Origin of the sequence: Pectobacterium wasabiae CFBP 3304 (assembly GCF_001742185.1) — a bacterium.
Taxonomy (GTDB): domain Bacteria; phylum Pseudomonadota; class Gammaproteobacteria; order Enterobacterales; family Enterobacteriaceae; genus Pectobacterium; species Pectobacterium wasabiae.
In genome coordinates, this window is the sequence record NZ_CP015750.1 from 4997002 (window position 1) to 5008280 (window position 11279).

Annotated in this window: 11 protein-coding genes and 2 pseudogenes; 9 read left to right on the forward strand and 4 right to left on the reverse strand. The window is 43.3% G+C overall.

Annotation, left to right across the window (positions count from 1 at the left end):
* Window positions 1–32: 32 nt before the first annotated feature.
* A pseudogene (locus A7983_RS24630) lies at window positions 33–347 on the forward strand (IS66 family transposase); the annotation flags it as partial.
* A gap of 132 nt (window positions 348–479) precedes the next feature.
* On the opposite strand, the gene A7983_RS22705 reads toward A7983_RS24630, so the two are convergent.
* From A7983_RS22705 to A7983_RS22715, 3 genes are read right to left on the reverse strand one after another with little or no spacing between them, the layout of a single operon-like run.
* The gene (locus tag A7983_RS22705; RefSeq protein ID WP_043885394.1) at window positions 480–917 is read right to left on the reverse strand and encodes a hypothetical protein; all 438 of its coding nucleotides are present in this window, start codon (window positions 915–917) and stop codon (window positions 480–482) included.
* 49 nt (window positions 918–966) lie between these two features.
* Window positions 967–2355 carry a sensor histidine kinase gene (locus tag A7983_RS22710; RefSeq protein ID WP_005967085.1) on the reverse strand — a complete coding sequence of 463 codons (1389 nt, stop codon included), beginning with the start codon at window positions 2353–2355 and terminating at the stop codon, window positions 967–969.
* On the reverse strand, window positions 2355–3032 hold the full coding sequence (locus A7983_RS22715; RefSeq protein ID WP_005967087.1) for a response regulator: 678 nt from the start codon (window positions 3030–3032) through the stop codon (window positions 2355–2357). The genes A7983_RS22710 and A7983_RS22715 overlap by 1 nt, the downstream gene beginning before the upstream one ends.
* A 205-nt stretch (window positions 3033–3237) precedes the next feature.
* On the opposite strand from A7983_RS22715, the gene A7983_RS22720 reads away from it, so the two are divergent.
* From A7983_RS22720 to A7983_RS22745, 5 genes and pseudogenes are all read left to right on the forward strand, one after another.
* Window positions 3238–4074 (forward strand): MipA/OmpV family protein, encoded by an 837-nt coding sequence (locus A7983_RS22720; protein ID WP_005967089.1) that lies wholly within the window; start codon window positions 3238–3240, stop codon window positions 4072–4074.
* Window positions 4075–4541: 467 nt separating this feature from the next.
* Window positions 4542–5454: pseudogene (locus A7983_RS22730) on the forward strand (hypothetical protein).
* A gap of 153 nt (window positions 5455–5607) precedes the next feature.
* Complete coding sequence (locus tag A7983_RS22735) at window positions 5608–5802, forward strand: AlpA family transcriptional regulator (protein ID WP_005967095.1); 195 nt, start codon at window positions 5608–5610, stop codon at window positions 5800–5802.
* A gap of 16 nt (window positions 5803–5818) precedes the next feature.
* Window positions 5819–6403: a DUF2857 domain-containing protein gene (locus A7983_RS22740; protein ID WP_005967098.1), complete on the forward strand. Its 585-nt coding sequence runs from the start codon at window positions 5819–5821 to the stop codon at window positions 6401–6403.
* Entirely contained in the window at window positions 6393–6602 is a 210-nt protein-coding gene (locus A7983_RS22745) for a TraR/DksA family transcriptional regulator (protein WP_005967099.1), read from the forward strand. The genes A7983_RS22740 and A7983_RS22745 overlap by 11 nt, the downstream gene beginning before the upstream one ends.
* A gap of 333 nt (window positions 6603–6935) precedes the next feature.
* Here the strand turns inward: A7983_RS22745 and A7983_RS22750 are convergent, their stop codons facing one another.
* Window positions 6936–9443 carry a DEAD/DEAH box helicase family protein gene (locus tag A7983_RS22750; protein ID WP_206536642.1) on the reverse strand — a complete coding sequence of 836 codons (2508 nt, stop codon included), beginning with the start codon at window positions 9441–9443 and terminating at the stop codon, window positions 6936–6938.
* Window positions 9444–10032: 589 nt separating this feature from the next.
* Between A7983_RS22750 and A7983_RS22755 the strand changes: the two genes are divergently transcribed.
* From A7983_RS22755 to A7983_RS22765, 3 genes are all read left to right on the forward strand, one after another.
* The gene (locus tag A7983_RS22755) at window positions 10033–10254 is read left to right on the forward strand and encodes a hypothetical protein (protein ID WP_005967102.1); all 222 of its coding nucleotides are present in this window, start codon (window positions 10033–10035) and stop codon (window positions 10252–10254) included.
* A 79-nt stretch (window positions 10255–10333) separates the two neighbouring features.
* Complete coding sequence (locus A7983_RS22760) at window positions 10334–10999, forward strand: lytic transglycosylase domain-containing protein (RefSeq protein ID WP_005967103.1); 666 nt, start codon at window positions 10334–10336, stop codon at window positions 10997–10999.
* The gene (locus A7983_RS22765; protein ID WP_086002448.1) at window positions 10996–11277 is read left to right on the forward strand and encodes a TrbC/VirB2 family protein; all 282 of its coding nucleotides are present in this window, start codon (window positions 10996–10998) and stop codon (window positions 11275–11277) included. The genes A7983_RS22760 and A7983_RS22765 overlap by 4 nt, the downstream gene beginning before the upstream one ends.
* Window positions 11278–11279: the final 2 nt, after the last annotated feature.

The following is an 11279-nucleotide window of genomic DNA, read 5'->3' on the forward strand; positions in this document are numbered from 1 at the left end:
AGGCTTAGGAAGGTTAGTGGCGGGAAAGTTAAAAAACTGTCGCGCAGTCAGAACTGGCGGAAGCATTCGCTTATGCTTTAAATCAGTGGCTGGCCCTTGCGTACTATGCAGAAAATAGCTGGCTGGAAGTGGATAATAACATCGCGGGAAATGCTCTACGACTGGTGAGTCTGGGGCGAAAAAACCAACTGTTCTTCGACTCTGATCACGAAGGTGATCAGGGAACGAACGGATAGGCCGTTTATCGACTGAACGGCATAGATTCGGATCACTACCTGTACCATGTGCTGAATGACATCGCCGACTGGCTGGTGAGTTGTGATAAGGAACTGCTGCATGGTGGGTAAAGCTATCTCAGGAACAACCCTTTCAACACGGCTTTACACTTATGAAGATACAAGTTAAGCGTTAAAAAAACAATTTCAGGATAATTGCTAATTTTCAGGCTGGAATGCCTGATCGTATCGCTAAGTATAATGTTAGCAGGCGCTGTCCCCATCAGCCCATCGCTTGATATCACTTATATTTGGCGACCTGATGCCTGTACTCAAAATATTCTTAGTTGTGTATAGACTGATCTTAGCTTTGTCACCACCATGGTTTTCTATCTCAATTAGCGTGTTGTTGATAAATAATCCCTCTGAAAGAAGCTTTTGATTGATCTCACCTATTTTTCGATCACTGTCGAACTCGCTTAATACAATGACCGGGTTTCCTGAATATGACTGATATTCCAGACACTGCCTTGCCATGTGCCTTAGGGTTCGATAAGTATCGGAGGACCCCGTCTTGCTAATGAAACTGCCGTCTAAAGATGATTTGTTGTTTTTTAAATCGCTTACGGTTATGGCACATCCGCTAAGTGATATAGAAAATAATATTGTAGCTAGGGACAAATTTTTCAATTTATGCTCCATTATTCTGGTAAATGTCCTACTCAGGTTAGGATCAAAATTGCGTTTTCTTTCAGACGGAATTTTGATTTGGTATATCAACAATAACCATGAGCCCACCTTCTGCAGACGTACTTAGGAAAACACTGCTGTTATGTTGCTGCGCAACCGCTTTGACTATTGCAAGCCCCAATCCGCTCCCGCTTTGTATCTGATTGGGATCACGAAAAAATCTGTCGAATACCCGCTCCCTCAATTCAACCCTGATTCCGGGCCCTGCATCTGAGATACGCAATTGAGTGGATTTATCTAATGATCGTACCTCTACCTCAACCCGCCCGCCGTCAGGACTGTACTTCACAGCATTTTCAATTAAGTTGTCGATCAGCGACATCAGGCGCTCCCTGACACCTGTAATCCAGACTTCATCATGAGAGTAGAACTCAAGCTCAATTCTGCTCTCAGCAGCTAGCGGTGCCAACTCAGCCATTCGCTCTTGTATGAGCGTCGTCAGCGGCACAGGCTCCATAACAACGTCAATGCGCGCTTCACTGTGCATCAGCAACAGCAACTGATTGACGAGACGAGCAGCACGGCTATTGCTACGAATAATCCCTGCAAGCAATTCCTGTTGACTACAGTTGCTTACATCGGACTGCAGAGCCTCAACATTGACTCGCATTGCAGCCAGCGGAGTACGCAACTCGTGAGCGGCATCTGCAATGAAAGTCCGTTCCCTTTCAGTGCTTTCTCGTACCCTAGCAAGGAATATATTAATCGCGTCCACTATTTGGCGAAGCTCCTTGTGCTTTGGCACTGCTTTTAAGGGAGAAATATCTTCTGGTGTTCGTAAGCAAACTTCATTTGCCACCTTGTTCCAAGGACGCATTGCAATGCGGATTGACAGCCACGCAGGAAACAAAAGAAAGGGAATGCATACCAGCAGCGGTAATATGTAGTATCCGCGCGAGTTCAGGTATATGAAGAAGTTCCAGCCTCCAGCAGGAGTGAGCAGTGTCACCTCTGTGTCGGAGCTCCTAGACTTCAGAGTACGGCTAGTCCAAGCGCGGCCGTTACTCTGAATACTTTGAATCATCCCATAAGCGGTATTTGTCACATCTACCGGAGCGCCATCAGATGAATAAATTATCTCTTTATTCTTCCGAACGATTAGGCTGATTGACATTTTTGGGTCTTCACCTCCGCCATAGCCTTCCCGCAATGCCTTACTGAATTTTTCCAGCACATCGGTTAGATCGCGCGGGCGATCCCCCATACGATCCACCACTGTCAGAATGGTTTCATAGGTTTTGCTGCCTGATAGCATTGGAGGGCTACGTAAGTTATCCCATAAAATGTAGGTCAGAAAAATACACCAAATCAGCGTGAGTAATAGCATCTGGGCGATCATAATTCGCCGTACTAGCGTTGGGATTCTCAGATAGTGCCAAAAATTACGCATCAACCTCCCCCCCTCTGAATGGGTACGGTATCAATGACAAACCCAACACCTCTCACCGTTCGCACATAGCCGTCACCGATTTTGCGACGCAAATTTCCCATATGTACATCGAGCGCATTACTCATATTTTCTTTTGCACCGAAGATTCTTTCTTCCAGAAAACTACGTGTCATAACACGGTCAGCACGCAACATTAACGTTTCAAGCAGCGCGTATTCACTTACCGTCAAATCAACATGCCTTTCGCTCACGGTAACGCGACGAGTCGGCACATGGAGAGATAGCCCTCGAATCTCTATCACCTCATTCTGAAACCCATAACTGCGCCGCACAAGTGCTCTCACCCTAGCCAATAACTCGGCGAGAACAAAAGGTTTGACGAGATAGTCGTCTGCACCAGCATCCAGCCCAGTCAAGCGATCTTGCAGCGTGCCTCGAGCAGTCAGGATGATGACGGGGATCCCCTTGAACTGCTGACGCAGACGCGCCATCAGGCTCATGCCATCACCATCGGGCAGGCCGAGGTCAAGCAATACAAGTTCTGGCACGCATACATCGAGTTGATGCAGAGCATCCACTTTACGGCGAACCCATATGACATCTAATCCCTGGTCTGTGAGGGCAATACGTACACCATTGCCGAGATCGATGTCGTCTTCGATTAGGAGAATTTTCACAATAGTTACTTTATCAACAGTGAATGAAGAACGTCTGAAGAAAAAAGCGGTATCAGTAAATCTATCAGGTTTGCAGAACTGGAACTTACTTCAGTATTTCTTCATTTTGGGCTCATGAGAACTTCAGGGTAAGCATTCAAACTGAGCGTTCTGGCGTTTAAAACCGCTTGTATCGTAGTCAGTTGAACCCACAAGGATTTCCTTAATGAGAACGATCGAACTGAGTCATAAGTTCCTCCATTCACTCTCGGGGCGTACCCTGGGAAAATTGTTGTCAGGATTTGTCCTAGCATTACTGGCAACCCCAATACTGGCATCAGAACAGAAACAGGGCAACGAGTTGACCCTAGGAGGAGGAGTGGAGGTTGCGCCACGTTATTCTGGTTCGGATGAAAACCGAGTCACGACGGCCCTAGTGATTGATTACTCGATGGTAAATGGTTTCTTCATCAGCTCCACGCGTGGTATCGGTTATGGTAACAACATCGGCAAATTTGATTACAGCGCTGCGCTAAGTTATCGCGCAGGCCGAAAGGATCGTGACGTGGACAGCGACTCACTCAGCTACGGTAGCGACTACCTGCGCGGTATGGGTGACGTTAAGGGCTCAGCTATCGGTATGCTTGGCCTAGGATACGAGGTGACCGACTGGCTTAATTTTCAATTGCAGGCTGAGGTACCGGTTTCTCAGCGAAGCAATGGTGAGGCTCTGCATTTCAGCATTGTCAGCCCGCTTTATATGTCATCGAAAAACTCTGTGACGCTGGCGCTGACCAGTAGTTGGGGAACCAGTAAGTACATGCAGACTTACTACGGAGTAAGTGCATCACAGTCGGCTGCATCGAGGTTTACTCGATATGATGCCAAGTCTGGTATTTATGCCTACTCACTGAATATGGACTGGACGCACAAGCTTAATCAAGACTGGAGCGTAGTTGCCGCAGCAGGTTTTACGCAGTTGGCTGGTGATGCACGAAACAGTCCAATTGTTCAACGAAAAACATCGCCCACTGGCAGCCTGAAGGTGACATATAGCTTCTGATCGTTGTTCGACGTGTGCTTCTCGGTAGCCTAAGGCTATGCACTGTCAATAAATATAATATTTGCCCCGCCCCAATTCAGATGATGGGGCGCGACTCAACTCACCACATCGCCTCAATTATGCCATGTCACTCAGCGCTATGTTATTAACTATGCTTAATTGGAGGAGCAACAAATGAATTTAAAACTGACTGGGAAAGCGGCTCTAGTAACTCGAGTCCAAACCAGAATTAATTTTAGCATTTACGAAAAACCAGTTGCGAACTTTGAGTGCTGGATTAGTTTAATCTGGTATTTGTTCTTCTTCTTTTTCCCTACAGCCAGACATGGTCCGGAAAAGCCGTCTGAGGTGCTTATCATTCAATAAAATTCAGACATCATCACGTTATATGCTCCCGCACCCTGAAAAAAACTCACTGAACAATTTCGTGATTTTTTGAAAAGCCCAATAAAATGATGGGGTTTACCATGTCAAAAAAACAAACATCTCCAAGTACAAACTCTAATTATCCTGACTGGATGACTATAAGCGAAGCAGTTGAAATGACAAATAAAAAAGGGCTAGGAATTAAAAAAAAATGACATTTACAGACATGCATTACATGATAGCATTCGTCTTTCCATTTACTTTCAATCACCAATAGTATTACGAAAAATCCAAAGATCAAACAACAAAGTAAAACTTAGGGAATCAGAACCTTCATTAATTAATCGCTTATGTTTTTTTGATAAAACAACCTTCATCAACGAGTATAATTTTATTGTTAGCACTAACGGTGCATATATAACACCCACACAGAGAATTATTGACACCTCATTAATTGGGCATGAACATGTTCTAATACAGAAATTGCTTGCCCATTCACTTAAAATCCCTCTACCAGTAACAGGAGCCATAGAATTTAATCATGGCATAACAGTAATCTTACAGGGTGAAACATTTCAACTATTCGAAAGGGTAACATGGAAGAAAAGGATAAAACAACAAATCATGAAACTCCCTAAAAATATTGCACAAGATGTACACAAAGAAATATTCTCTCAGAGAATAAACTGTTACTTGGAAAAAGAGTATTTTCCTGCTTATGTTCTACCTCGTGATGCCTGTTTTGTCATTAGAAAATCTGAACTTGATAAATTAATTTACATCGTGACCAAGAACAAAATGGACCCATTATCTTCAACACGAATATCGACACCGCTATCTCGACTTTTCTGGCTTGCCTGTAAAAACAATGAAGCTATCAGCCCATTAATCAGGCAACCTTATAAGCTTCTGTCCATCTTTGAAAAATGGGCATCAGACGAAGGCATGACCGACCGATTCAGCGGCGATACGTTAAAGACGGCGCTTGAACGTGGTTCACCGACGTCCGTTTAGGCCCCTAATTAAAATGACATTACACGCTTCAATCTAAAAACCCGTATTAAGGATTGTGGTGTCCGTAATACGGGCTCTTCAACTTTTACTCCGTTCCTCACTGTGTTTTTTTGTCATCTCCGGGCATATCCCATTTCTGCACTGGAGGTATTTATGACATCGCATCAGTTATTACGTCTGAAACAAGTGGAAGTAAAAACCGGCCTGAAACGCTCGCAAATCTACCTGTACATGAAAGAAGGCACCTTTCCCTCTTCAATAAAGATTGGGCCTGCCAGCGTAGCCTGGCTCGAATCTGAGATTGATGAGTGGATCAACCTAAAATTAGCTAATCGCTTAACGCGCTAAAGGGAGATAACGCATCATGTTTCCCTCACTGAATTATGCAGTATTAACAAACGCCCTTGCCGCGCTCAAGGAAGGTAATTTTCGTTATTGTGAAACGTTAGGATTCACATTCGACGAATTGAATGCCCTCAATCAGCTATCCCTCGACGAACTGTTTATCGTCAGCCGGGCATCGACACAGTTTATGTCGATCACTGTCCGTCACGACGTTCTACAACAGATCCTGACGCTGTCCCACCAAGAAGCGCAACGCCAGCAGCAGATAAATCGCGCCGTCAGATTGGGAGGATCTATTGCACTCCTTAATCATTTTTTTGGCCTCACCTCGAATGAAGTCTGCGCTCGTCGCCGATTGCTGAATGTCACCATCCCTTATGGCCGAACACCTATTCCAGATGAAGACATTGATGCAGAAATTTGGCTGTCATGGAAAAAGAACCGCTCTGAAAACCTTGATACACCTGACGCACTGGAAGCAATGATGCTGGTTACTGAATCCTTATCTTCTAGGGAAAAGGGGCCTTCCCTGACCGCCGTCTGGAACCGTATCACCGGTTGTGAGAAAGAAACACTGAACAGGAGGACATCGCATGCCAGATGAGATCGATCGCGATCAAGAATTTAATGAGCAACGTCTGGAAGAGATGATTGAACAAAACCGTTTCAAGCCAGGAACAACGCCCTCATTACATTACTGCCGTTTGTGCGGTGAACTCATTCCCGAGAAGCGGAGAGAAACCCTGCCGGGCGTGACAACCTGTACGGAATGCCAAACCATACTTGAGCGTCGTCAACGCTGATAATATGCAAGGATACGCGCAGAGAGACGCTCTTCTTTGCGCGTTCTTCATTATACGAGCAAACACCATCCGTATTATAAGTAGTGAAATGTTGAACAGAAAACCATCACTTTTATTGTTCCTTATCCAGCTTGGTCCAGACTTGCTCTGGAAAATCTCTATGTTAGAACACGATTAAATCGGATAACCAGCAACGAGCGAGAGTCGGATTAATTTTTCTTGATCTACCTAAAGAATATTATTCTGCCATCAAGAGATTAAATAACAGAACCCATCTATAATAAACCAATTTTATACATATCAGGAAGGTGTTACCCTTCCTGATAAAAACACTTAACTTTTGTTGAAGTTTTCCAAGTAATTATGAACTAATTCTTTCATGCGAACTTTAGATGTCATCAATAACTGAGAGGCTAAATTGGGCAACTCCTCTTTTTGAAGTTGACTTTGGCTAATTTCCTTAATTATTTTGGAAGCATCAGTTCTTAATTCCTTTATCTTCGCCATTGTAAGTACAAAACTATCCGTGGCATAAGCATTATGAGTTGCCTTATCATCATGCTGAACTGAAACGCGTAATATATTATATTCCCTTCCATAATTAGCTATGAACCATAGCTCAGCGATCAAAAGTTGACCATGTTCTTTTTTATTTAGAGGATTCCTCTCCTTTTTTCCACTTTTCGCTTCGATAAGATAGGCAGTTTTATCATGAGTAATCCACATGACATCCGGACCATCACCATTATTATCGAATCTTTCTGAGCTAAAACCCAAATATTTTCCTAGGTTGCACAAAGACTCTTCAAATTGATTGGAAGATGCATTCTCGTGTAAAAAGGAGGTATTACTTTCGAACTCTCTATATACACCCAGCCTTGCCCTATATCCGTCAAATAAGGAGGATATAGATTTACTTTGCTCATCTGGGATATTCATTTTTATATAAGGCGGTTTTACTTGAGGTCTCTGCAAGTGAATATTGCACGCAAAAGCCTCTTTTTGTAAATCAGCGGATAACTCTTCCTGCCCCCAATGATGAGATATTTTCGCAGCTAACTGCAATAACCATCCCTTAGATTTTTGGTCAACTATTTTGTTACTTGTAAACTCCCTTATTCTGGCAATTGCTTTTTCTGAGTGACCATTCAACCATAATTCTAAAGATTTCCTCTCGGTCAATGAGTATTCTAAATCTGAATTATTTGTATGATTTTTATCGACACTTTCAGCTAAAGTTTCTGCATGATATTCGACCCATTCCTCATCACGATTCAGACTTTTTCTCATCGTTTCCGCTAATTCTTTTGCTGATGATATTTCTTTACTGACAGTATTCCCCATATCTATCTGCGCACGAGTTGCATTTGTCAAAAGGCTAAAGTTACTTTCTCGCGCGATCCATGACGACAATGCTTTACCTGCCATAATAATAATACAATAATCGCCGCTACCTCTTGCCCCTCTACCGATACCTTGCTCGATTCTTTGGGCAAGCAATTGATTAATAGCAGCACCTCCAGCTAAAGCCATAGCCCTGTAATTGTCGTAATCAGAGGTACCTTTAGGTAACTCATCCATTACAACTAGTCGACATGCTTCTCCTGGTAAATCAATACCATCATATCTATTAATTAATGTTAAAGGTCTATCACTGGTTCCATTGATTAACTCTTTGATAAATGTATCAACTTCACCATTGTTCTTGGGTATCTTTGATACATCTCTCCATTTCTCCGCCTGAAGAGTTGAAGGTGTCAATATTAAAACCCTTTTCTTATTCTCTGAAAGCCAGATTACAAGTTTTTTAATTGTATCATCAATATTAAATTGAAATGGCATTAACTCAGGGATTAATATCATCCTTTCGCTAATTCCAGCCAGTGAATTTGATTTTAATTGGTTACTTAAGGAATTAATTGATATATTAAAGGTTCTAACTAACTCGCTATCATCTGCTATAGTTGCAGACATGTATATTCTGCGTTGTGCATTTTGGAATGAAGGGAAAAGATGAATTAAAGGTAAAACAGGGGTAATAGTAAACCCTTTCTTCGTTAAGATAGCATGACAGTATGAAAGATAATCGCTTATAAGTGGCCAAGACATTGAGTCTCCAGTCAAACTTCGCACTATTTGCCTTACTTCCTCTTTTCTCAGATTCCAAGCCCAATATGGGATTTCTAATATACTATTACTCTCACCTGACATTATAGAGTCAAATGTTCCCTCTTTTTCAAGAGCAACAAAATCTGCTCTAAACAAAGAGCTTATTTCTTCAAAAACGATCCTATCTTTTTTTGATGATACTTCAAAAGTAAAACACTCTCTTACAACAGAGAACGATGAATGGGCATCGTCTAATATTATAGTACCTGTTTCAATTAATTCTTTCCCATCTCCCAGAACTCCAAACTTACTTCTTCCATTGAATAAAGCGCTGTATGTTGCGACCATTATAGCTTTGCTGTTTATAAAATCTTCATGCAATGCTGTTCCAGGAATATAACTTACAGTTTGTATTCCTATATCCTTCGCTTTTTCTCTAGTTTGAGATACAAGGTTTTTGTTAGGGGCAAGATACAATACGGGGCCTTTCTTCTCATTCAAAGAAGACTGAGCCATTAGGAGACCGACTAAGGTTTTACCTCCACCAGTGTGGAGTTTAAATATTATATCCTTTTGATTCCTAATATTAAACCAATTTTCAAGCACATCAGATTGGCTTGAATAAAGATCGTTCATACCTGCTGGTTTAGGAAGTCTTCTGAAAATCTCTAACGGTTCTATAGGTGCGGGTTTTCTTTGGTTATCTCTTAACTTTCCGAAATCAACCATCATATTCTCCTTATATAGATAAATATATACAGTTATGATAACGCTTTATTATAACCACTAAAATTAAAAGCAAGTACTTTTATCTGCCCACCTCCGAATATAAAAATTTAAAGTCAGTGGTTATCTTCCCATATGAAATATCGATTTCATAATTATGCGGGATTCCTGCACTCCGTATACTGATGTGAATCTCAAAGCTGATAGTATCGTTAGGTCTCTTCTGAAAAATTTTGCCATTCATATCAGATATGAACCAAAACTGTAAAAGTACCAGCTATAGGCAAGCTAACATAACAATCAATTCTAATTATTATCACGCTATTCATTTTCTCTCTCATTTCAATTTTGATTTGATCATTTCCCGCCTGTCGCTGGTATCGCATGCTAATCACGCCACCTTCTACTGGCGAGCTTTATGGACGTTTATTCGTCCGGGACGAGTATTGCTCTTTAAAAAGATGAGTCGGGCTGTCACACAACCACAATTCAGGGTGCCGCTGAATGTTCTCGCTGACCCGTTGAAACCGGAATGCAGAATCGGGATGTGATCGATTGAGTTAATTCATCATAACTTTCTATTAAAGGAAATAGAATGAGAAAACCTGCCTATCACGTATTTGTCACGCAAGAAAGCCAACCCGATGCCAGCAGAGAGAAAAACACCTACTGGACAAAGGTCGGCGTAGCGTTCGCTCATAACGGAAAACCTGGACTGAACATCGTACTTATACCCGGCATTGCTGTCTCCGGTAAGCTGGTGCTCCTTGAACCGAAAGACGATAGCGACGCACCGCAAGCCGCTCAGCACGATTAGCACTCCCCCCTCACGCACCTTTTCCCCTGCCACCGACAGCCGATAGCTGCGTGTGGCTCGACTTGTTACCGAGGCAACCATGCTTTCCCCCACTGCCTTTCTGGCGGCGGCCATGCAGTGTGCCGTCACTGTTCACCCCTCCACCGCGTTTGATGTGGCTAAAGTGGAATCCAGCTTTAATCCTTATGCCGTCGCTGAAATTGTGCCAAAGAAGGAGAGAATACCCGGCAGCGTAGGTGTCATTTCTCACCAGCCCACCAGCAAACAAACTGCCATCAACATCATCAAGCAGGTAGTCGCAAAAGGTCGCCGCTATTCGGTCGGGCTGATGCAAATCACCAGTACCAACTTTCGCCATTACGGCGTAACAGCACATGACTTGTTAGACCCCTGCACTAATCTGTCTGTTTTTGAGCGAATACTCACCGACTGCTACCAACGCGGTGGCACGCTGAAAAGAGCACTCAGTTGCTACTATTCCGGCAATTTCGATACGGGTCAGTTGCCAGAATCCGCCTTTAACCAAACCAGTTATATCCAGCGTATTGGCTATGCGGTCCCGTCAACGCGGGAAGATCTCAAGCGTAGTACCACCAGCCAATCCACCCCAGAGATTCATTACCCGACCACCGTCCTACGCGGTGAACTTACCGATATAGCCACACCTGTTTTGACCCCCTTGCACTATCCCGACGCCATCATTCGCGGCGATGTATCCCTACCTGTATTTAATGAGGAGAAATGACGATGCAAAAACGTAAATACTGGCCTGCGTTTTCTTCCCTGTTGATATCGACACAGACACTGGCAGCAGGGAGCGGGTTTAATAAAGCCAACGATACGCTGAGTAATACGTCCAGTGGTTTGCTTGGGTTGGCCGCCGTCACGATCACGCTGGCTACCATGTGGGTGGGTTACAAGGTACTGTTTGACGGTAAAAGCCTGCATGACATGCGCAACGTCATTATCGGAGCCATCCTGATTGTCGGCGCATCGGGCTTTGGTGCCTATTGGGCATCCTAGGG

Coding starts and splice junctions, on each gene's coding strand:
- A7983_RS22705 (WP_043885394.1), bottom strand. CDS start 917: ATGGAGCATAAATTGAAAAATTTGTCCCTAGCTACAATATTATTTTCT.
- A7983_RS22710 (WP_005967085.1), bottom strand. CDS start 2,355: ATGCGTAATTTTTGGCACTATCTGAGAATCCCAACGCTAGTACGGCGA.
- A7983_RS22720 (WP_005967089.1), top strand. CDS start 3,238: ATGAGAACGATCGAACTGAGTCATAAGTTCCTCCATTCACTCTCGGGG.
- A7983_RS22735 (WP_005967095.1), top strand. CDS start 5,608: ATGACATCGCATCAGTTATTACGTCTGAAACAAGTGGAAGTAAAAACC.
- A7983_RS22740 (WP_005967098.1), top strand. CDS start 5,819: ATGTTTCCCTCACTGAATTATGCAGTATTAACAAACGCCCTTGCCGCG.
- A7983_RS22745 (WP_005967099.1), top strand. CDS start 6,393: ATGCCAGATGAGATCGATCGCGATCAAGAATTTAATGAGCAACGTCTG.
- A7983_RS22750 (WP_206536642.1), bottom strand. CDS start 9,443: ATGATGGTTGATTTCGGAAAGTTAAGAGATAACCAAAGAAAACCCGCA.
- A7983_RS22755 (WP_005967102.1), top strand. CDS start 10,033: ATGAGAAAACCTGCCTATCACGTATTTGTCACGCAAGAAAGCCAACCC.
- A7983_RS22760 (WP_005967103.1), top strand. CDS start 10,334: ATGCTTTCCCCCACTGCCTTTCTGGCGGCGGCCATGCAGTGTGCCGTC.
- A7983_RS22765 (WP_086002448.1), top strand. CDS start 10,996: ATGACGATGCAAAAACGTAAATACTGGCCTGCGTTTTCTTCCCTGTTG.